This window comes from Xanthomonas protegens (assembly GCF_038442435.1).
Classification (GTDB): Bacteria; Pseudomonadota; Gammaproteobacteria; order Xanthomonadales; family Xanthomonadaceae; genus Xanthomonas_A; species Xanthomonas_A sontii.
The window spans coordinates 1-20,617 of the sequence record NZ_JAQJCQ010000024.1 but is presented as its reverse complement, the minus strand read 5'-3'; the positions used below and the strand labels follow the sequence as shown (position 1 = coordinate 20,617).

At 68.8% G+C, this 20,617-nt stretch carries 19 protein-coding genes; 14 read left to right on the top strand and 5 right to left on the bottom strand.

Features of this window, described 5'->3' with window-relative positions; genetic code table 11:
• From PIQ37_RS19890 to PIQ37_RS19865, 6 genes are all read left to right on the top strand, one after another.
• On the top strand, window positions 1-1,284 hold the full coding sequence (locus PIQ37_RS19890) for a TRAP transporter large permease (protein WP_317844240.1): 1,284 nt from the start codon (window positions 1-3) through the stop codon (window positions 1,282-1,284).
• 188 nt (window positions 1,285-1,472) lie between these two features.
• Window positions 1,473-2,531 carry a LacI family DNA-binding transcriptional regulator gene (locus tag PIQ37_RS19885; protein ID WP_017907811.1) on the top strand — a complete coding sequence of 353 codons (1,059 nt, stop codon included), beginning with the start codon at window positions 1,473-1,475 and terminating at the stop codon, window positions 2,529-2,531.
• Between the two features lie 618 nt (window positions 2,532-3,149).
• Window positions 3,150-3,539 (top strand): VOC family protein, encoded by a 390-nt coding sequence (locus tag PIQ37_RS19880; RefSeq protein ID WP_342074791.1) that lies wholly within the window; start codon window positions 3,150-3,152, stop codon window positions 3,537-3,539.
• A 159-nt stretch (window positions 3,540-3,698) separates the two neighbouring features.
• Window positions 3,699-4,553 (top strand): 5-dehydro-4-deoxy-D-glucuronate isomerase, encoded by an 855-nt coding sequence (kduI, locus tag PIQ37_RS19875; protein WP_267106095.1) that lies wholly within the window; start codon window positions 3,699-3,701, stop codon window positions 4,551-4,553.
• Window positions 4,554-4,614: 61 nt separating this feature from the next.
• Entirely contained in the window at window positions 4,615-5,370 is a 756-nt protein-coding gene (gene kduD / locus PIQ37_RS19870; RefSeq protein WP_010343054.1) for a 2-dehydro-3-deoxy-D-gluconate 5-dehydrogenase KduD, read from the top strand.
• Between the two features lie 128 nt (window positions 5,371-5,498).
• Entirely contained in the window at window positions 5,499-6,155 is a 657-nt protein-coding gene (locus PIQ37_RS19865) for an RpiB/LacA/LacB family sugar-phosphate isomerase (protein ID WP_026144165.1), read from the top strand.
• Window positions 6,156-6,234: 79 nt separating this feature from the next.
• Here PIQ37_RS19865 and PIQ37_RS19860 read toward each other — a convergent pair whose 3' ends face one another.
• The gene (locus PIQ37_RS19860; protein WP_342074790.1) at window positions 6,235-6,753 is read right to left on the bottom strand and encodes a hypothetical protein; all 519 of its coding nucleotides are present in this window, start codon (window positions 6,751-6,753) and stop codon (window positions 6,235-6,237) included.
• Between the two features lie 426 nt (window positions 6,754-7,179).
• Between PIQ37_RS19860 and PIQ37_RS19855 the strand changes: the two genes are divergently transcribed.
• From PIQ37_RS19855 to PIQ37_RS19845, 3 genes are read left to right on the top strand one after another with little or no spacing between them, the layout of a single operon-like run.
• Window positions 7,180-7,974, top strand: coding sequence for a CsgG/HfaB family protein (locus tag PIQ37_RS19855; protein ID WP_342074789.1), 795 nt, complete (start codon window positions 7,180-7,182; stop codon window positions 7,972-7,974).
• A 20-nt stretch (window positions 7,975-7,994) separates the two neighbouring features.
• Window positions 7,995-8,366 (top strand): DUF4810 domain-containing protein, encoded by a 372-nt coding sequence (locus PIQ37_RS19850; protein WP_342074788.1) that lies wholly within the window; start codon window positions 7,995-7,997, stop codon window positions 8,364-8,366.
• Window positions 8,363-9,022, top strand: coding sequence for a DUF799 domain-containing protein (locus PIQ37_RS19845; RefSeq protein ID WP_342074787.1), 660 nt, complete (start codon window positions 8,363-8,365; stop codon window positions 9,020-9,022). Before PIQ37_RS19850 ends, PIQ37_RS19845 begins: the two co-directional genes overlap by 4 nt.
• Before the next feature lie 54 nt (window positions 9,023-9,076).
• On the opposite strand, the gene phhA is transcribed toward PIQ37_RS19845, so the two are convergent.
• A complete protein-coding gene (gene phhA, locus PIQ37_RS19840; protein ID WP_342074786.1) occupies window positions 9,077-9,967 on the bottom strand; it encodes a phenylalanine 4-monooxygenase in 891 nt (296 codons plus the stop codon).
• 126 nt (window positions 9,968-10,093) lie between these two features.
• Here phhA and PIQ37_RS19835 point away from each other — a divergent pair, with 126 nt between their 5' ends.
• Entirely contained in the window at window positions 10,094-10,573 is a 480-nt protein-coding gene (locus tag PIQ37_RS19835) for an Lrp/AsnC family transcriptional regulator (protein ID WP_342074785.1), read from the top strand.
• 232 nt (window positions 10,574-10,805) lie between these two features.
• On the top strand, window positions 10,806-13,007 hold the full coding sequence (locus tag PIQ37_RS19830; protein WP_342074784.1) for a TonB-dependent siderophore receptor: 2,202 nt from the start codon (window positions 10,806-10,808) through the stop codon (window positions 13,005-13,007).
• A 248-nt stretch (window positions 13,008-13,255) separates the two neighbouring features.
• Here PIQ37_RS19830 and PIQ37_RS19825 read toward each other — a convergent pair whose 3' ends face one another.
• A complete protein-coding gene (locus PIQ37_RS19825; protein ID WP_342074783.1) occupies window positions 13,256-14,287 on the bottom strand; it encodes a patatin-like phospholipase family protein in 1,032 nt (343 codons plus the stop codon).
• A gap of 209 nt (window positions 14,288-14,496) precedes the next feature.
• Complete coding sequence (locus PIQ37_RS19820; RefSeq protein ID WP_017917182.1) at window positions 14,497-15,510, bottom strand: TIGR00266 family protein; 1,014 nt, start codon at window positions 15,508-15,510, stop codon at window positions 14,497-14,499.
• 282 nt (window positions 15,511-15,792) lie between these two features.
• Here PIQ37_RS19820 and PIQ37_RS19815 point away from each other — a divergent pair, with 282 nt between their 5' ends.
• Genes PIQ37_RS19815 through PIQ37_RS19805 form a run of 3 tightly spaced genes read left to right on the top strand, consistent with a single transcriptional unit; the run spans window position 15,793 to window position 19,583 of the window.
• On the top strand, window positions 15,793-16,962 hold the full coding sequence (locus PIQ37_RS19815; protein WP_342074782.1) for a hypothetical protein: 1,170 nt from the start codon (window positions 15,793-15,795) through the stop codon (window positions 16,960-16,962).
• Window positions 16,963-16,972: 10 nt separating this feature from the next.
• Window positions 16,973-17,395, top strand: coding sequence for a type 2 periplasmic-binding domain-containing protein (locus PIQ37_RS19810; RefSeq protein WP_342074781.1), 423 nt, complete (start codon window positions 16,973-16,975; stop codon window positions 17,393-17,395).
• 19 nt (window positions 17,396-17,414) lie between these two features.
• Window positions 17,415-19,583: a methyl-accepting chemotaxis protein gene (locus PIQ37_RS19805; protein WP_342074780.1), complete on the top strand. Its 2,169-nt coding sequence runs from the start codon at window positions 17,415-17,417 to the stop codon at window positions 19,581-19,583.
• A gap of 52 nt (window positions 19,584-19,635) precedes the next feature.
• On the opposite strand, the gene PIQ37_RS19800 is transcribed toward PIQ37_RS19805, so the two are convergent.
• Window positions 19,636-20,466, bottom strand: coding sequence for an acid phosphatase (locus tag PIQ37_RS19800; protein ID WP_342074779.1), 831 nt, complete (start codon window positions 20,464-20,466; stop codon window positions 19,636-19,638).
• Between the last annotated feature and the right edge of the window lie 151 nt (window positions 20,467-20,617).

Sequence of the window (20,617 nt, the reverse complement as noted above, 5' to 3'; positions counted from 1 at the left end):
ATGGCCATCGCCATCCTGTTGGGATTGTTCGTGGTGCTGCTGCTGATCGGCGTGCCGGTGGCGTATGCGCTGGGCACGGCCGCACTGGCCACGCTGCTGTATCTGGATCTGCCGGCGGTGGTGCTGGTGCAGCAGATCTCCGCCGGCAGCGGCTCGGCGTCGCTGATCGCGATCCCGTTGTTCATCTTCGCCGGCGAACTGATGCTGCGCGGCGGCATCTCCGACCGCCTGATCGCGCTGGCGTCCTCGCTGGTGGGGCGCATGCGCGGCGGCCTGGGCCAGGTCAGCGTGCTGTCCTCGCTGTTCTTCGGCGGCGTGTCCGGCTCGGCCATCGCCGACGTCTCGGCGGTCGGCGGCACCATGATTCCGCAGATGATCAACCGCGGCTACGACCGCGACTACGCGGTCAACGTCAGCATGACCGCGGCGCTGGTCGCGCTGCTGGTGCCGCCCTCGCACAACCTGATCCTGTTCTCGGCCGCGGCCGGCGGCGGCCTGTCGATCGCCGACCTGTTCGCCGCCGGCATCGTCCCGGCGCTGCTGATGACCGCGGCGATGATGCTCACCGGCTACGCGGTGGCGCGCTCGCGCGGCTACGGCACCGAGGCGTTCCCGGGCTGGCGCGCGGTGGCGCTGCGCCTGGTCGGGGCGCTGCCGGGCCTGGGCCTGGTCGCGCTGATCTTCGTCGGCATCCGCGCCGGCATCTTCACCGCGGTGGAGAGCGCGGCGATCGCGGTGGTGTACGCGCTGCTGGTCACCGCGCTGCTGTACCGGCAGCTGCGCTGGGCCGAGTTCTTCGCCGCGGTGACGCATGCCGCGCGCACCACCGGTGTGATCCTGTTCGTGATCGCCACCGCGGCGGTGTTCGGCTGGCTGCTGGCCTACCTGCAGGTGCCGGCGGCGGCGGTGCACTTCCTGCAGTCCATCGCCCACAGCCAGCACACCGTGCTGCTGATGATCGTGGTGATGCTGCTGCTGCTGGGCATGTTTATGGACCTGGCGCCGAAGATCCTGATCTGCACGCCGATCTTCCTGCCGGTGGCCAAGGCCTACGGCATCGATCCGATCCACTTCGGCCTGGTGATGGTGCTGGCCGGCGGCATCGGCCTGATCACCCCGCCGGTGGGCTCGGTGCTGTTCATCGGCACCTCGATCGGGCAGATCACCGTGGCCCAGAGCATGCGCACCATCTGGCCGTTCTGGCTGGCGGCGCTGTGCGTGCTGCTGATCGTGGCGTTCTTCCCGGAGCTGTCGCTGTGGCTGCCGCGCGCGCTGCGCGCCTGAGCCGGCCCGGCGGCGCCGGGTCGCGCCAGGCGGATGACCGCGGGCCGTTCGCGCCGATCGCCGCTGCCGGCCTTGGCGGCGCCGCGGCCGGTCACCGGGGCGGTGCGCCTACACCGCTTCCGTGACCGTGCGCTGGAGCGGACATGACACCCAGTAGAATCCCCTTTCTTTCGCCCGGTTTTCCGTCCATGGCGCCGAACAAGCCCCGTTCCGTCGATGCTCCCGCTTCCGCCCACGGCAAGGCCGCGACGATCAACGACATCGCGCGCCTGTCCGGGGTGTCGAAGAAGACCGTGTCGCGGATCATCAACAACTCGCCGCTGGTGCGCAAAGACACCCGCGAGAAGGTCGAGGCGCTGATGCGCGAGGTCGGCTACGCGCCGGACCCGCTGGCGCGCGGGCTGGCGTTCCGTCGCTCGTTCCTGATCGGCATGGTCTACGACAACCCCACCGCGCAGTACATCGTGGACATGCAGTACGGCGCGCTGGACGCACTGCGCGGCTCCAGCTTCGAGCTGGTGGTGCATCCCTGCGACAGCCGCAGTCCCGGCTACATCGAGGGCGTGCGCCGCTTCGTGCAGCAGCAGAAGCTGCACGGGGTGATCCTGGTGCCGCGCGCCTCCGAGGACCAGGCGCTGGCGGACATGCTCGCCGGCATCGGCGTGCGCTACACCCGCATCGCCTCGCTGCCGCTGGACGACACCTCGCAGATGGTGGTCACCCACGACCGCGACGGCGCCGCCGAGGCCGCCGACTACCTGCTGTCGCTGGGCCACCGCGACATCGCCCTGATCACCGGCCCCAGCGCCTACCGCTCGGCGCACGAGCGCACCGCCGGCTTCATCGACGCGCTGACCCGGCGCGGCATCGAACTGCCGCCGGCGCGCATCGTCGAGGCCGGCTACACCTTCGAATCGGGCGTGGCCGCCGCGGAAAAGCTGTTGCTGGGCAAGCAGCGCCCCAGCGCGATCTTCACCGGCAACGACGAAATGGCCGCCGGCGTGTACAAGGTTGCGCTGCGCGCCAACATCAACATCCCGCGCCAGCTGTCGATCATCGGCTACGACGACAGCCCGCTGGCCTCGCGGCTGTGGCCCTCGCTGACCTCGGTGCGCCGGCATACCCGCGACACCGGCCGCACCGCCGCGGCCATGCTGATCCAGCCCGAGGGCACGCCGTCGCTGGCGGTGGCCAGCGTGCGCCCGCACCTGATCGTGCGCGACTCCTGCCAGCCGCCGGAAGACTGAGCGCGGCGGCGTGGCGAGCTGCCGCGCGCCCTAGACGCGCCGCAGCGCGCGGTGGCAAACGGAGGCTTGCGGCCTGCCAGGCGCTCGCGAAGACACGGCGAGATGCGGGATGCGCGCCCCGGCAGTTCGCCTGGCTCCGCCGCACGCTCCTCCGCCGCTGCGGGAGCGGCGTCAGCGACCTGCAATGCGGGTGTCAGGCGCTTTGTGGGAGTCGACGATCATGCAGACGCGACAAGCGAACCGAACGCCGACTGACAGCCTCCATCGTGGGGACTGAAGTCCCTCCCACAGGGATGCCCGGCGCATTCCTGTGGGAGCGGCTTCAGCCGCGACGCGCAAGAACCGAACTGTCGCGGCGAACGATTCCCAGGAGACCGGGAGCCGTTCCCAAGCAAGCAGTGAAGCGCCCGCTGACCGCGGGGCGTGCGCGCTTCAACGCCATCCATGCGTCATACCCACATGTCGGCCAAGGCACGTGTCCCGCCCCCGCCTCCCGACCCGTCGCAAACGGTCTACACTGCCGCCGACCGTGCGGACACCGCTCCGCCCATCGAAGGCCCGTTCCGTTCCGGCACCGCCCGGGCGGACCGCGCGGCCTTCCTGCGAGGAGCCTTCGCCATGTCGTCCCCCATCCCCGCCCCCGTCGCGGTCCGTTTCGGCCGCCTGGCGCCGACCGTGCCCGTCGCCGATGTCGCCCGCGCCGTCGCCTTCTACACCGACCGCCTGGGCTTCCGCAGCGTGTTCCAGAACGGCAGCCCGGTCGGTTTCGTGATCCTGAAGAAGGACGACGCCGAACTGCACCTGACCCTGCGCCCCGACCACCGCGGTAGCACCAGCAACGTCGCCCACCTGATCGTCGACGACGCCGCGGCCCTGTATGACAGCCTGCAGGCGCAGGGCGTCCGCATCATCAAGGCGATCCGCGACGCCGACTTCGGACTGCGCTGCTTCGTCTTCGCCGACCCCGACGGCAACCGCATCGACGTCGGCCAACCCCTGCCGCGCTGAGCCGCTGCGCCGCACGCGCGGCGCAGTGCCTTCCATCCCCAATCGCGAATCCCCAATCCCGGCACTTCGTGCACTGCGGAATGACACCGGTTTACCAGACCCGCTAGACTGTCCTCCGTGGCGGGCTGCCACATGCCGTCGCCTGCACTGGAGCGCCCCATGTCCCTGTACTGCAAGACCCACTACGCGACCCATCCCGACGCGATCAAGGGCGCCAGCAACGACCAGTTGCGCGACCTGTACCTGCTCGATGGCCTGTTCGTCGACGATGCGGTGACCCTGAAGTACACCCACTACGAGCGCTTCGTGCTCGGCGGCGCCGCCCCACGCACGCGGGCGCTGACGCTGCCGGCGCAGACCGAACCGGCCTCGGCCGCCGGCCACCCGTTCCTGGAGCGGCGCGAGCTGGGCGTGATCAATGTCGGCGCCGGCAGCGGTACCGTCACCGTCGACGGCACCGCGTATCCGCTGGGCCCGAAGGACGGCCTGTACGTGGCGATGGGCAGCGCCGAGGTGGTGTTCGCCTCCGACGACGCGGCCACGCCCGCGCAGTTCTACCTGGCCTCGACCCCGGCGCACGCGCGCTTCACCACCAAGCGGCTGTCGATCGCCGAGGCGGTGGCGCTGGACCGCGGCGCGCTGGAGACCAGCAACGAACGCACCATCTACCAGTACATCGTGCCGGCCACCTGCCAGTCCTCGCAGCTGCTGCTGGGGCTGACCGTGCTCAAGCCGGGCAGCGTCTGGAACACCATGCCGCCGCATCTGCACGACCGCCGCAGCGAGGTCTATTTCTACTTCGACCTCGGCGCCAACGACCGCGTCTACCACTTCATGGGCGAGCCGGACGCGCAGCGCCACATCGTGGTGCAGAACAACGAGGCCGTGGTGTCGCCGCCGTGGTCGATCCACATGGGCGCCGGCACCGCCAACTACGCCTTCATCTGGGCGATGGGCGGCGAGAACCTCGACTACACCGACATGCACGTGCTGGACATCTGCCAGCTCAAGTAGGCCGCCGTCCCGCGCGCCGCTCCCATTCCCGTCGTCCGCATTCCCTCAAGGAGTCCACGCAATGACCCACCCGTTCAGTCTCGAAGGCAAGGTCGCCCTGGTCACCGGCGCCAACACCGGCCTCGGCCAAGGCATCGCCGTGGCGCTGGCGCAGGCCGGCGCCGACATCGCCGCCGCCGGCATCGCCGCGCCCACCGAGACCGAGGCCAAGGTCACCGCGCTGGGCCGGCGCTTCGTCGCCATCGAGGCCAACCTGATCAGCATCGAGCCGGTGCAGCGCATCCTCGACGAGACCCTGGCCGGCCTCGGCCGCCTCGACATCCTGGTCAACAACGCCGGGCTGATCCGCCGCGCCGATGCGGTGGACTTCAGCGAGCAGGACTGGGACGACGTCATGAACGTCAACATCAAGTCCGCGTTCTTCATGTGCCAGGCCGCCGGCCGCCACTTCATCGCCCAGGGCAGCGGCAAGATCATCAACATCGCCTCGATGCTGTCGTTCCAGGGCGGCATCCGCGTGCCGTCGTACACCGCCAGCAAGTCCGGCATCGCCGGCATCACCCGCCTGCTGGCCAACGAGTGGGGCGCCAAGGGCGTCAACATCAACGCCATCGCCCCCGGTTACATGGCCACCGACAACACCGCGCAGCTGCGCGCCGACGCCGCGCGCAACCAGGCGATCCTGGACCGCATCCCGGCCGGCCGCTGGGGCGTACCGGAAGACCTGGGCGGCACCGCGGTGTTCCTGGCCAGCAGCGCCTCGGACTACGTCAACGGCACGGTCATCCCGGTCGACGGCGGCTGGCTAGCCCGCTAACCGCCCTTCCTTCTCCCTCCGGGACCTCCGCCCCCTTTTTGGGGGAAGGTGCCCGTAAGGGCGGATGAGGGTACGTCAGCCAGCCAACCCAGTTTTCTCACTTCAGCAAATCCACGCAAAGGACCCCCATGAAAATCGCTCTAATGAACGAGTTCAGCCAGGCCGCCAAGAACCCGGTGATCCTGCAGCAGCTCAACGACGTCGCCGCCGCGCAGGGCCACAGCGTGTTCAACGTCGGCATGGACGGCGATGCCGACCATCGCCTGACCTACATCCACCTCGGCATCTGCGCCGGCCTGCTGCTCAACGCCGGCGCGGTGGACTTCGTGGTCGCCGGCTGCGGCACCGGCCAGGGCGCGATGATGTCGCTCAACGCGCATCCGGGCGTGTTCTGCGGCTACTGCATCGAGCCGACCGACGCCTACCTGTTCGCCCAGGTCAACAACGGCAACGCGCTGGCGCTGGCCTTCGCCAAGGGCTACGGCTGGGGCGCGGAGATCAACGTGCGCTATATCTTCGAGAAGGCCTTCAGCGGCGAGCGCGGCATGGGCTACCCGGCCGAGCGCCGCGAATCGCAGCAGGCCAACGCCGGCATCCTGACCCAGGTCAAGCAGGCCCTGGCCAAGTCCTACCTGGACGGCCTGCGCGCGCTGGACCCGGAACTGGTCAAGCAGGCCGTGGGCGGCCCGCGCTTCCAGCAGTGCTTCTTCGACAACGCCAAGGACGCCGACCTGCGCGCCTTCGTCGCCGGCGTGCTGGGCAAGGCCGACGCCGCCGCGGCCTGAGGCCGCGCACGCCCAGGCGGGTGTGTCCGGTAGCGTGTTCGCCAAACGCCCCGCATCTGCGGGGCGTTGGCATGCGAACTCACTGCACCAGCAGCAGGCCTTCCGCCAGCGGATAGTTCCGCTCCGGGCAGGCGATATGCATGCTGTCCACCACGTAGAACGTCTGGCCCAGTTTCTGCTCGGTGTGCACGAGGTAGGTCAGCGTGCCGCGCGGCGCGTACAGCTTGGCGAGGATGCCGTGGCCGACCAGCAAGCGCTTCAGGTCCTTGGCGAAGTTGTTGGCGATGGAGTTGCTCTGGCTCTGCGCGCCGACCTGGCAGGCCATCAGCACGATCTCCTCGAACGACTCCTTGCCCAGCCCCTTGGCCAGCAGTTGCTGCAGGAATGCCTCCGGTGCAAGCCCGGCGAAGACGTTGACGTTGCCGTGCGAATTGATCACCAGGCGCTTGCCGCGCGTCTTGTTGCTGGGCGATAGCGAGGCCGCGTCGAGCAGTGTCAGCGCATGCGATTGGGTTTCGCCGAAGTGGGATTGCAAGGCTTTCAGCTTGGCGCCGCGCTGATCCGCCTGATCGCCGTCCAGGCCGACATAAATGAGCATTTGGGTTCTCCCGACGCACAGGACCGCCAACATGCGTTGGGCGGGAGCATCCGGGAATCCGGGGTGGCCGCGTCGTGGCGCACCGATCTCGCTCGCTGCGCAGCGTAGGGTCGCCGTCGATGGCCCGGGATCGGCGCATTGCCTATTCTCCGCTGTGTACTGGCCGATCTCTGGCGCGGTGCAGTGTGCCGCAGCGCGATGGCGCAGCATCCAGGTTCGGCGACCGAGACAACACGGCCCGTGCACGCCTGCATTGCGACGGGCCCGCAAAAAATTTCTAAAGTTCCACCTAGCGCCGCCGATACCCATCACCTAGCTGGGTCCCGCTGCGTCGCGGGACGACATGGATTTTTCTTTCCCTGCCCTGCGCAGGATGGTCATGGAGCGACATCGATCTTCCGCTGTGCCTGTTTCCTGTTCTCGCCGATGGCCCGGCTCGCGTCGTACGCGTGCGGTCGTGCATGCCTGTCGCATGCAGCGACGCTGGGCAAGGATAGGGCCGCCGGCGAATGGTTTTTTCGTAGCTGTATCAACAAGGGGCAATCGATGAAGAACAGTGTGATCAAGGGGACCATGGGGTTGACGCTTGCGTTGGGCCTGGCGGCCTGCGCGACCGAAACCCATCAGAGCGTCAAACCGCAGACCGTTGCGGCGGCCAGCGTGCCTTACGCCGGCGCACGCGCGCCGATCGCGGTGGGCAAGTTCGACAACCGCTCGTCCTTCATGCGTGGCCTGTTTTCCGATGGCGCAGATCGTCTGGGTAGCCAGGCCAAGACCATCCTGATCACCCACTTGCAACAGACCAATCGCTTCCGCGTGCTGGATCGCGACAACATGGGCGAGATCAAGCAGGAAGCGCAGATCAAGGGGCAGGCACAGCAACTCAAGGGCGCCGATTACGTCCTCACCGGCGACGTGACCGAGTTCGGCCGCAAGGAGACCGGCGATACGCAGCTGTTCGGCATCCTCGGACGCGGCAAGCAGCAGCAGGCCTATGCGAAGGTCAGCCTGAACGTGGTCGATAGTGCGACGTCCGAAGTGGTGTATTCGGTCCAGGGTGGCGGCGAGTACACGTTGTCCAACCGCGAGGTCGTCGGTTTTGGCGGGACCTCCAGCTACGACTCCACGCTCAACGGCAAAGTCCTGGATCTGGCGATCCGCGAGGCTGTCAACAATCTCACCGCCGCGGTCGACTCCGGCGCATGGAAGCCGGTCAAGTGACCCGCAACGGACCCTCGCACATGAACACCATCAACGTCCGCAAGCGGTTCTGGCTTGGCGCGTGCGCCATGCTCGCGCTGGTCGGCTGTGCCCACCAGAGCGCATCGCTCTACCAGTGGGGCAGCTACCAGGATCAGGTCTACAGCCATTTCAAGGGCGATAGCCCGGAGCAACAGATCCAGGCGCTGGAAAAGGACCTGCAGGTGATGCAGGCCGCCAACCGCAGGCCGCCGCCTGGACTGCAGGCGCATCTGGGGATGCTCTATGCCGAAACCGGCAACGATGCCAAGGCCCAGCAGCAACTCCTCGCCGAGAAGACGCAGTACCCCGAATCCACCACGTACATCGATCTGTTGCTGAAGAACGCCAGCAAAGCGAGGAGCGCGCAATGAAGAACGTCGCAAGAATGGCCTGCGTGGCTGTGCTTGGCCTGCTAATGAGCGCTTGCGCGACGCAGCCGATGTCCCGCGATTACAGCGCGTACAAGGCCAGCAAGCCCCGGTCGATCCTGGTCCTGCCGCCGGTCAGCCATGCCCCGGATGTCAACGCCAGCCTGAGCGTGCTGTCGGTGACCACGCTGCCGTTGGCCGAAGCCGGCTACTACGTGATGCCGGTGGCGCCGGTCTACGAGACCTTCAAGCAGAACGGCATCACGCTGGCCGACGAGGCGCAGGCGGTCGCGCCGGAGAAGCTGCGCGAGATCTTCGGAGCCGACGCTGCCTTGTACATCACCGTGGAAAAGTACGGTGCCGTGTATCAGATCATCAACAGCGTGGTCGTCGTCTCGGCCAACGCCAAGCTGGTGGATCTTCGCACCGGCACGGTGCTGTGGCAGGGCCAGGCACAGGCGTCGAGCGGCGAAAATCAGAACAACGCTGGTGGCGGCCTGGTCGGGATGTTGGTGACGGCTGCGATCAATCAGGTCGTCAACCAGGTCACCGACCAAGGGCATCAGATGGGTAACGTGGCCAGCCAGCGTCTGCTCTCCGCCGGCCACCCTGGCGGTCTGCTGTACGGACCCTACAACCCGAAGTACGGCACCGATTGACCCTGCGCCATGTCCGTCTCCGTCAAGCTCGGCGGAGACGGACATCGCCCCACCTCACACGTCGCCGCCGTCCGCCCAGCCTTCGCCGCTGCCGGCATGGAACACGCGGTCCTGCGCCTGCACCTGGCCGGCCGGCAGATGCACCTGGTCCGCCAGTGCCGCATAGATCGGGGTGAAGTCCGGCGAGGTCGCCTGCATCAGCTGTTCGAAGCTGTCGATGACGAAGTAGGTCTTCTGGTAGGTGTCGATGCGGTAGCGGGTGCGCATGATCCGCTGCAGGTCGAAGCCGATGCGGTTGGGTGCGTCCGACTCCAGCGAGTACAGCGATTCGCCCTTCGACGAGACGATGCCGGCGCCGTAGATGCGCAGGCCGTCGGCGGTGTCGATCAGGCCGAACTCCACCGTGTACCAATACAGCCGGGTCAGGTTCTGCAGCGCCTCCGGACCGATCGCGTGCGCCTTGACGCCGCCGCGGCCGTAGGCCTGCATGTAGTCGGCGAACAGCGGGTTCATCAGCAGCGGCACGTGGCCGAACAGGTCGTGGAACAGGTCCGGCTCGGCGATGTAGTCGATCTGCTCGGGACGGCGGATCCACCAGGTCACCGGGAAGCGGCGGTTGGCCAGGTGGTCGAAGAAGTCCAGCTCCGGCAGCAATCCTTCCACGCCGACCAGGGTCCAGCCGGTGGTCGCCTGCAGCACCGCGTTGAGCTCGTCGAAGCGCGGGATCGCCTGCGAACTCATGCCCATCGCGTCCTGCGCCTGCAGGAACTCGGCGCAGGCGCGGCCGACCAGCAATTCGCGCTGGCGCGTGTACAGCGTGCCCCAGGTGGCGTGGTCGTCGGCGCTGTAGCTGTCCCACGGCTGGGTCACCACGGCCGTGGTGTAGACCGGCACGTAGCCCTTGTCGGTCTGCTGGTGTTCGACGCGGCGCGGTGCGGTGTCCATGGTCGACGCTCCGGAAAGGAATACCACGATGGTAGGCGCGCGGGCGCGCAATGAGCTTGCGAAGTTGCATGGATCGGCGCGCTGCGCGCAAGATTGTTGCGCAGACGCCATGTTGCAGAGCAATAAATGACCGGATCGCCGACCTTCGACCGCACCGACCTGCGCCTGCTCGCCCTGCTGCAGCGGCAGGGCCGCGCCAGCAATGCCGAGCTGGCGGCGCAGGTGAACCTGTCGCCCTCGGCCTGCCTGCGCCGGGTGCAGCGGCTGGAGGCGGAGGGCGTGGTCGCCGGCTATGCCGCGCGGCTGGTGCCGGCGGCGATCGGCCTGGGCCTGCAGGCCTTCGTGCGCGTGCAGCTGGAGAAGCACGGCCAGAGCGGCATCGCCCATTTCGCCGACAGCGTGCAGGGCTGGGACGAGGTGGTCGCCTGCCATGCGCTGACCGGCGACATGGACTACTTGTTGCACGTCTACGTCCGCGATCTGGCGCACTTCTCCGCGTTTCTGCTGGACAAGTTGCTCAACGCCGCCGGCGTCGCCGACGTCAATTCCAGCTTCGTGCTGCGCACGGTCAAGGGCTTCGCCGGCCTGCCGCTGCCGCGCGGCTAGCGGCCCGGCAGCGGCGCGTGCCACTGCGTGTCGGCGCGTGGCCGCCCTTGTTAAGTTGTTGCTAACGATTTACATTTGCGTTCTGCGACGGCCATCCACGGCCACAGCCCCTCCGCCAGCCCTGCCGGGCCAGCCACGTCGGTTCCCGCCGTGGAGCGTGGCTGCGCCTGTCCCTTTCCTCCACCGCGGCGCGACCGTGTCGCCGCCGCGCCCCACCCCGCGAGATCGATCCATGCTTTCCTCCGCTCCACGCCGTCTGTTGTCCCTCGCCGTGCTGTCCGCGCTCTCCGCCGCCTCGGCACCGTTGTTCGCCGCCGAGGCCGAGGCCGCGGCCGACGTGCAGCCGACCACGCTGGACAAGGTCGAGGTCAGCGGCAGCCCGAGCCGCGCGCAGCCGTCCACCACCACCCGCCTGCCGCTGACGCTGCAGGAGACGCCGCAATCGGTGAGCGTGCTGGGCCAGCAGCGGCTGGAAGAGGAATCGCTGTTCAGCGTCAACGACGTCATGCGCAACGTCACCGGCGTCAACGTGTCCTTCTACGACACCCAGCGCCCGCTGTACTTCGCGCGCGGCTTCCAGATCACCGACTTCCAGGTCGACGGCCTGCCCACCTACAGCGGTTCCACCAACCAGGAATACGACATGGTCTTCTACGACCGCGTCGAGGTGATCCGCGGCGCCAACGGGCTGCTCAGCGGCGCCGGCATTCCCTCGGCCACGGTCAACCTGCTGCGCAAGCGCCCCGGCAAGAGCTTCGATGCGTCGTTCGCGGCCTCGCTCGGCACCTGGGACTTCCGCCGCACCCAGGCCGACGTCACCGCGCCGCTGACCGCCGACGGCCGCTTCCGCAGCCGCTTCGTCGCCGCCTGGCAGGACCGCGGCTACTACTACGACCACTACACCGAGCAGAAGATGTCCGGGATGGCGGTGCTGGAAGGCGACCTGACCGACACCACTACGGTCACCGTCGGCTACCAGCGCCAGGACAACGACCCGGTCGGCTCGACCTGGGGCACGGTGCCGTACTTCTTCGCCGACGGCAGCTTCGCCGACCTGCCGACCTCCACCAACCTGGCGCCGAAGTGGGCGCGCTGGCAGCGCAACACCCACACCACCTTCGCCAACCTGGAACAGCGCTTCGGCGACAACTGGCTGCTGAAGGTCAACCTGGCGCGCACCGAGGGCGAGGTCGAAAACCTGCGCGTCTACGGCAGCGGCTATCCCAAGCGCGACGGCAGCGGCATCTACCTGCGCGCCGCCGCCGGGCAGACCACCGACACCCGCGACGGCCTGGACGTGTACCTGTCCGGCAGCTTCCCGCTGTTCGGCCGCGACCACGACCTGGTCCTCGGCGGCAGCTGGCAGGACCTGCAGTCGAACACGCCGACCCTGGCGCTGCGCTATCCGGGCGACTGGACCACCTGCGGCCGCGAACGCTGCTACTACATCCCCAACGTCTACGACTGGCACGGCGACGTGGGCCAGATCACCACCGCGCGTACCGGCGCGCGGCGCGAGGCGCGCACCACCCAGCGCGGCGTGTACGCCTCCACCCGGCTGCGCCTGGCCGAACCGCTGTCGCTGATCGCCGGTGCGCGCCTGAGTTCCTGGCAGACGCGCACCCAGGCCTTCGCCGCCGACGGCAGCTACACCGGCACCAGCGGTCGCTACCGGGTCAGCGACGAGGTCACGCCCTACGTCGGCCTGGTCTACGACATCACCCCGGCCATCTCCACCTACGCCAGCTACACCGAGATCTTCAATCCGCAGAACTACAAGGACAAGGACAACAACCTGCTGGCGCCGGTGCAGGGCTCCAACCTGGAAGCGGGCATCAAGGCGCAGCTGGCCGACGGCCGTGCGCTGCTCAGCGCGGCGGTGTTCGAGGCCAAGCAGGACAACTACGCGGTGCGCGACATGACCCAGCCGGAAGCCTCGCTGCCCGACGGCAGCTCGGCCTACATCGGCGTCGACGGCACCAAGAGCCGCGGCTGGGAACTGGAATACAACGGCGAGTTGCGCCCGGGCTGGACGCTCAATGCCGGCTACACCCACGCCAAGGTCACCCGCGCGCCCACCGACGCGATCTACGCGAACCTGCCGGAGGACTATCTGCAGCTGTCCACCCAGGTGCGCCTGCCGGGCGCCTGGCAGCGCCTGAGCCTGGGCGGCGGCGTGAGCTGGCAGAGCGCGGTGCGCGGCTACAACATCCAGCGCCCGCTCGGCGACGGCAGCGCCGCCACGCGCCCGGTCACCGTGGTGCAGGATCCGTACGCGCTGGTGCATTTCAATGCCAACTACCAGCTCAGCACGCAGTGGACCGCGACGCTGGCGGTAACCAATGCATTGAACAAGAAGTACTGGGCGAACCTGGATTACCAGAACTACGGCGAACCGCGCTTCGTCAGCTTTACCTTGCGCTGGCGGTACTGAGCTGCGGCGCAGTAATAGCGTGGCCGCTTGTGCAGGGAGACTGCGCTAGCGGTCGGACCCTCACCCCCAGCCCCTCTCCCGGTGGGAGAGGGGGGCGGTAGGCGGAGCGCGTTGCGCTGATAGTTTCCGCTTGCGCTGGCGGTGCTGAGCGGCGGTGTGGTGTGGGCGGGGCTGCGTGCGCCGCGAGCGGTGCTTGCGGTCGGACCCTCACCCCCGACCCCTCTCCCGGGGGGAGAGGGGAGCAAGCCTCAGTCCTTCTTGCAGGGATTGTCGCGGCGCAGCAGGCGTCCCAGTCGCGATTGCGGCTCGCACGGCGGCGGCGCCGGTTGCGCGGCCTTTGCCGCCGCGGCTGCGGCGGCCGCGCGCTGCTGCTGCAGTTGCGCCAGCTTGGCCTTGATCTGCGGCATCGCTGCCAGCGCGGCCTTTTCGCCTTCCAGGATCGCGGCGTTGCGCTGGGCGAAGTCGGCCGCGCCGATGTCGTTGACCTTGGGCCGGATCACGATGTCGGCGCGGCCCAGTTCCTGCTGGCCCAGGCGCTGGCCCATGATCGCGATCGACTGGTTGACGGTGCCGAGCATGCTGCCCGGGTTCTTGCCGCTGGCCTTGCTGGAGATGTCCACGGCGACGACGAAGTCGGCGCCGAGCTGGCGCGCCGCGTCCACCGGCACCGGGCTGACCACGCCGCCGTCCACGTAATGGAACTTGCCGATGGTCACCGGTTCGAACACGCCGGGGATGCTGCTGGACGCGCGCACCGCCTGGCCGGCATTGCCGCGCACGAACACGGTCCGCTCGCCGTCTTCCAGCCGGGTGGCGACCGCGGCGAACGGCTTGGCCAGCTTCTCGATCGGCTTGCCCTTGAGCTGCGCGTTGACGTAGTCCTGCAGCGCCTGGCCCTGCACCAAGCCGCCGGAGAACAGGCGCATGTCGCGGATGCTGCTCTCGTCCAGCGCCACCGCCGCCTGCTGCATCTGGAACGCGTCCATGCCGCTGGCGTACAGCGCGCCGACCACGCTGCCGGCGCTGGTGCCGGACACCACCGTCGGCTCCAGGCCATTGGCCTGCAGCATCTTGATCACGCCGATGTGGGCGAAGCCCTTGGCCGCACCGCCGCCCAGGGCGATGCCGATGCGCAGCGGCTGGGCCGCCGGCGTGGGCGCCGGTGCGGGTCCGCTCACCACCGGGGCCGGCGGTGCCGGCTTGGGTTCGCCGCCGCAGGCGGCAAGCAGGCCGAACAGGGACAGGGACAGCAGCAGGCGCGGGGAGCGGAACACGGTCATGGATGCGTCGCGGAAGGAAGAAGAAGGAAGGAGCCGGCGCGAGGATAGCCGCATCCTCCTGCACCGCCCACGACTGGAGGTCATGGTGTGGTCTGCGCGGGTGATTGAGTGAGGGTGTGGAGGCTTGAACTACTAATTCTCCGAGGCGCTGCGCGCACGTACCCTCACCCCAACCCCTCTCCCGGTGGGAGAGGGGCTAATGCCCTGCTTTAGAAGTTGTTGTCGCCGTCGAGGATGCGGCCGAAGCCGCCCAGCACCGAGCCTTCGCCGCGGTTCTGCCCGCCGCCCTGCGGCGCGGCGGCGAACATGCGTCCGGCCAGGCGCGAGAATGGCAGCGACTGCAGCCAGACCTTGCCGGGGCCGGTGAGGGTGGCCAGGAACATGCCTTCGCCGCCGAAGAACATGCTCTTGATGCCGCTGACCGGGCGCACGTCCATGTCCACCGAGGCGTGGAAGGCGACCACGCAGCCGGTGTCCACGTCCAGCCGCTCGCCGGCCGCCAGCTCGCGCTCGATCACGCAGCCGCCGGCATGCACGAACACCCAGCCGTCGCCTTCCAGCTTCTGCATGATGAAACCTTCGCCGCCGAACAGGCCGGTCATGATCTTGCGCTGGAAATGGATGCCCAGCGACACGCCGCGCGCGCCGGCCAGGAAGCTGTCCTTCTGGCAGATCAGGCGGCCGCCGTGCTGGTCCAGCTTCATCGCCAGCACCGTGCCGGGGTAGGGCGCGGCGAAGGCGACTTTGGCCTTGCCCTGGCCCTGATGGGTGAACACCGTGGTGAACAGGCTCTCGCCGGTGACCAGGCGCTTGCCGGCCGACAGCAACTTGCCCATCAGCCCGCCCTGGTTGCCGCCGGAGCCATCGCCGAACACGGTGTCCATCTGCACCGCCGCGTCCTTGAACATCAGCGCGCCGGCCTCGGCCACCGCGCTCTCGCCCGGGTCCAGCTCGATCTCCACGAACTGCATTTCGTGGCCGACGATGCGGAAGTCGATCTCGTCGGCGCGGCCGCCTGCGGCCGGCGGCGGCGGCAGGCCCGGCGGCAGGAACGTCGCGCCGCCCTGCAGGGCCGCGATCTGCGCCACCGGCAGCCAGCCGTTCTGGCCCTGGCTCCAGGCCAGCGCCGTGGGGTTGTTGCGGGCGAAGGTGACTGCATCGGCATCGTCGAACGGGCCGGAGCGGGTCTGTTCGCTGCCGGTCAGAAAGTACCACTGGGTCATGGGTGCAGGTCCTTGGCGGGTCGTGGCGGCGAGTCTAGCGGGCTGCCGCGACGGCCGACATCTGTCCAACGGCAGGGTGGCCGCAGCCACCGCTGGCCGGCCGTCAGGGCACACCGCGGCCCGGGTTCTGCGAACCGTTCGTCGTAAAAACCATGACAGCGCTCAAGAACGCGGCGCGAACGCCGTTATCGGCTCACTGCCGTCACGGGTCGCATCCACGGGGATAGGGATGCGGTCGGATCGTCGGCCATCGCCAACCCGCCATGCATCTGGGGAAATTCAATGAAATTCAAGGTTTTACTGTTGAGCGGTGCGCTGGCACTCGCCTCTGCCGGCAATGTCCAGGCCCAGGACGGCCCGGAGCTGTCCTTCAGCGGCTTCGGCACCCTGGGGCTGGTGCACTCCACCGAGGACCACGCCGACTTCGCGCCCGACCTGCAGACCACCGAAGGCGCCGGTGCCAGCCAGCGGACCTCGCCGCGTCCGGACTCGCGCATCGCCGGGCAGGTCAACGCCACCTTTACCGACAAGTTCAGCGGCGTGCTGCAGGTCACCAGCGAGTACGCCGAGCGCGCTTCGTATGCGCCGAAGGTCACCCTGGCCCACGTCAAATACCAGTTCGCCCCGGATTTCTCCGTGCGTGTCGGCCGCATCACTGCGCCGCTGTACATGCTGTCGGAGTACCAGCGCGTCGGCTACGCCACGCCGTGGGTGCGTCCGCCCTACGAGGTCTACAACTACCTGCTGGCGATGGACGGCGTGGAAGGCGTGTACACGCGCAATGTCGGCCAGAGCGTGCTGAGCGTGCAGGGCTTCTACGGCCGCATCGACTCCAAGAAGGCCGAAGTGCACGCGATGCGCGGCCTGTCGCTGGTCCTGGACCAGGGCGCCTCCACCTACCGCGTGGCCTACATCAAGGGCAATGCCGACTACCGCACCGACGATCTGGACCGCCTGTTCGCCGTGTACCGTCGGATCAACCCGGCCCTGGCCGAGCGGCTGAGCACGGTCGGCGTCGCCGGCAGCTTCGCCAGCGTCGGCTACAGCTACGATCCCGGCTCGTGGTTCGCGCGCGCCGAAGTCATCCGCTCCGATTACGCGCCCTCGCTCAATGGCAAGACCACCGCCGGCTACGTGAGCGCCGGCGCGCGCTTTGGTGCACTTACCCCGTCGCTGACCTACGCCAACGTCGACAAGAAGGGGCCGGTAATCGCCCCGGGCGCCGATCCGCTGGGGTTGATGACCCGTGCCGTCGCGCTCGCCGAGGACGGCCGCCACAGCTACACCGCCTCGCTGCGCTGGGATGTGTACGAGAACGCGGCCTTCAAGTTCCAAGCCAGCCACATCGTCAACAACGCCGGTTCCTACGGCAGTCTCGACAATCTGCAGCCTGGTTTCCGTCCTGGCGGCAGCTACAACCTGCTGTCGGCCTCCTTCGATTTCGTGTTCTGAGGACGACACCATGAATGCTTACAAGATTGCCGGCGCTGCGGCGCTGGCCCTGCTGTTCTGCACCGCCGCGCAGGCCGAGGTGGTGGTGGTGATGTCGTCCAAGAGCCCGGTGGACAGCCTGAGCAAGGACCAGGTGTCGCAGATCTTCCTGGCCAAGTCCAACAGCCTGCCGGGCGGCGCGCAGGCCACGCCGATCGACCAGGAAGAGGGCGCTAAGGCGCGCGAGGAGTTCTACAAGAAGGTCACCGGCCGCGATGCCGCGCAGCTGAAGTCGTACTGGTCGCAGCTGATGTTCACCGGCAAGGCGCAGCGTCCCAAGCACGTGGCCGGCGACGATGCGGTCAAGAAGGCGGTCGCCGCGTCGCCTGGCGCGATCGGCTACATCGATGCCGGCACGCAGGATGCGAGCGTCAAGGTCGTCTTCAAGCCCTAATTGCCTCCGGAGAGCCTCCATGATGAGACGTCTGCTTTCCCTGCCGCTGTTCTGGAAGATCCTGCTGCCGGCGGCGGTGTCGATCCTGTGCCTGCTGGGCTACATCGGCTTCAGCACCGTGGTGTTCCAGCGCAACAACGGGCATCTGGAGGCGATCCGCGACGTGCACTTCCCGGTGCTGGACACCATGACGCGCAACGTCGCCGCGCTGGACAAGATCATCAATGGACTGAACGGCGCGGCGGCGGCCGGCGACATGGACATGCTCAAGGCGACCGCGCCGATCGCGTCGCAGATCCACGCGTCCTACCAGAAGCTGCAGCAGACCGACCCGGGCAATGCCCGGGAACTGGCGCGGCTGGGCAAGGAGTTCGACGAGTACTACGCGCATGCGGCGGCAGTGGCCGCGGCCTTCGCGCAGCAGCGCGAACCGGATGCGGCGCAGATGGAGGCGATGGCACCGTCGCTGGAGCGCTATCGCACCCACCTCAACGCGATGCACCACAGCGCCGACGCGCGCTTCCGCGCCACCGTGCAGAACGCCGTGGACAGTTCGATCGCCGCCAGCGTCGGCGGCCTGATCGTGGGCGTGCTCGGCGCGCTGGCCTGCATCGCCTTCGGCTGGATCGTGGCGCGCGCCATCACCCGTCCGTTGCGGCGTGCCATCCGCACCGCGCATGCGGTGTCGCAGGGAAAGCTGGACAACCCCATCGCCATCGACAGCGGCGACGAGGTCGGCCAGTTGCTGCAGGCCATGGACAGCATGCAGCGCCAGTTGCGCCGCGTGATCCAGGCACAGACCGAGATGGGCGCGCAGCACGAGGCCGGCGTCACCAGCCACCGCATCGTCGCCAGCGAGTTCCCCGGCGAATTCGGCAGCATGGTCCAGGCCGGCAATGCCCTGGTCGAGGGGCACATCGCGGTGACCCTGCGCGTGGTCGAGCTGATCAAGCGCTACGCTCGCGGCGATCTGTCGCAGGAACTGGAAGCATTGCCGGGCGAACGCGCGGTCATCACCCAGTCGCTCAACGACGTGCGCCGCAACCTGCTGCGGATCAATGGCGAAATCAAGCGGATGGCCGCGGCGGCGGCGGCCGGCGACTTCACCGCGCGCAGCGACGAGGCCGCCTTCGACTTCGACTTCCGGCAGATCCTGGTCGACCTCAACCAGCTGATGAGCACGGCCGATCGCAACCTCAACGCGCTTTCCTCGCTGCTGCAGGCGGTGGCCAGCGGTGACCTGACCGGGCGCATGCACGGCGAGTTCGAAGGCGTGTTCGCGCGGATGCGCGACGATGCCAATGCCACCGTCGCGCGTCTGACCGAGATCGTCGGCCGCATCCAGCACTCGTCCGCCGCGATCGATGCGGCCGCCGCCGAGATCGCCGCCGGCAACGACGACCTCTCGCGCCGCACCGAGCAGCAGGCGGCGAGCCTGGAAGAAACCGCCGCGTCGATGGAAGAGCTGACCTCCACGGTCAAGCAGAATGCCGAGTACGCGCAGCAGGCCAACCGCCTGGCCGCCGGCGCCGCCGCGGTCGCGGTGCAGGGTGGCAACGTGGTCGGCCAGGTGGTGAGCACGATGGAGGGCATCGCCTCCTCGTCGCGGCGTATCGGCGACATCATCGGCGTCATCGACGGCATCGCCTTCCAGACCAACATCCTCGCCCTCAACGCCGCGGTGGAAGCCGCGCGTGCCGGCGAACAGGGTCGTGGCTTCGCGGTCGTCGCCAGCGAGGTGCGGACGCTGGCCCAGCGCTCGGCCAATGCGGCCAAGGAGATCAAGGGGCTGATCGACGAGTCGGTGGAGCGCGTGGCCGACGGCTCGGCCCTGGTCGGCCAGGCCGGCACCACCATGCAGGAGATCGTCGCCTCGGTGCAGCGCGTCACCGACATCATGGGCGAGATCTCCGCGGCCTCGCGCGAGCAGTCGGCCGGCATCGAACAGGTCAACACCACCGTGGCGCAGATGGACCAGGCCACCCAGCAGAACGCGGCACTGGTCGAAGAAGCCACGGCCTCGGCGCGCGCCATGGAAGAGGAAGCCGGACAACTGAGCCAGTCGGTCGCACTGTTCCGCCTGGGCGCGCCGGCGCCCGCACACAGACCGGCGCAGGTCTCGCGGCTTGCGGAAGACACCGCGGCGGCGTCGCCGGCCGTGGCGGTGGAGGACGCGCTCGACGCGTGAGGTGTCGGCCGCCGTGCGCGTGGCCGTCGTGTGGCCGCGCGCGGCGGTCGCCTTACAGCGCGCTGGCCGGGCGCACCTGCAGGACGTCGTTCTCCGCGGCGCAGTCGCCGGCCGGCATCCGCCCGGTCGCGCGGGCGGCGGCGATCTCGCCGCGCGCCGCGGCCAGGTCGGCGCTGAAGGTCGGGTCGTCGTGCAGCCGCGCCACCGTGGCCGCGCCCATGAAGCGGCCGGCGAGCACGTCGCTCTGCCAATGCACGTTGCACACCAGCCGGCTCTCGCCGTAGTTGCGGCCGCGCGCGATCAGCGCAGTGGCGCGTTCGGGCGCGATCTCGCTCAGGATCAGCGCCCAGGCCCAGCCGATGGCGCTGTGTCCCGACGGATAGGAGCCGCTCTGGCGCAGGTCGTCGAGATCGCCCGGGGTGCACACCGCCTGCTCGTTGCGCAGGAACGGCCGCGCGCGCTGGTACCGGCGCTTGGCCGCCTTGGTGGCGGCACTGGCGTCGATGCGGCTGCGCTCCAGCAGGGTGTACAGATGCGGGGTGTGCTGTGCATCGATCGCCACGCCCAGCGCGCAGGCGAACTGGCCGGCGCCGGTCGGGAAGCTCAGGTCGGCATCGCGCGCGGCCTGCTGCCAGCGCGCGCTGCCGCGCAGGGCCAGCGCCTCACGGTTGACCCCCAGGTCCAGCGCGTCGCCGGGCGAGCCGGCCGCTGGTGGCGGCGGCAGCAACTGCAGGCTGTCCGGCACCGCCGCGGCCGGCAGATAGCCCACCGCCTTGGCCGGCGCAGGCGACGGCGCACGCAGCGCGGGACCGCTGCAGGCGGCCAGGGCGAGCGCCAGCATCATGGCGACGGGGCGGACACGACAGGCGGGCGACACGGGCATGCGAACTCGGACAGCGACGGCGGATCGGTCAGTGTACGGCGCGGCGCAGGGACGGGTCGCCCGAGGCGGCATGCCGCTGCGCGCGATTGCGGGGAGGAGCGGCTTCAGCCGCGACGGGCGTTACCGGGAAGGCCCGTCGCGGCTGAAGCCG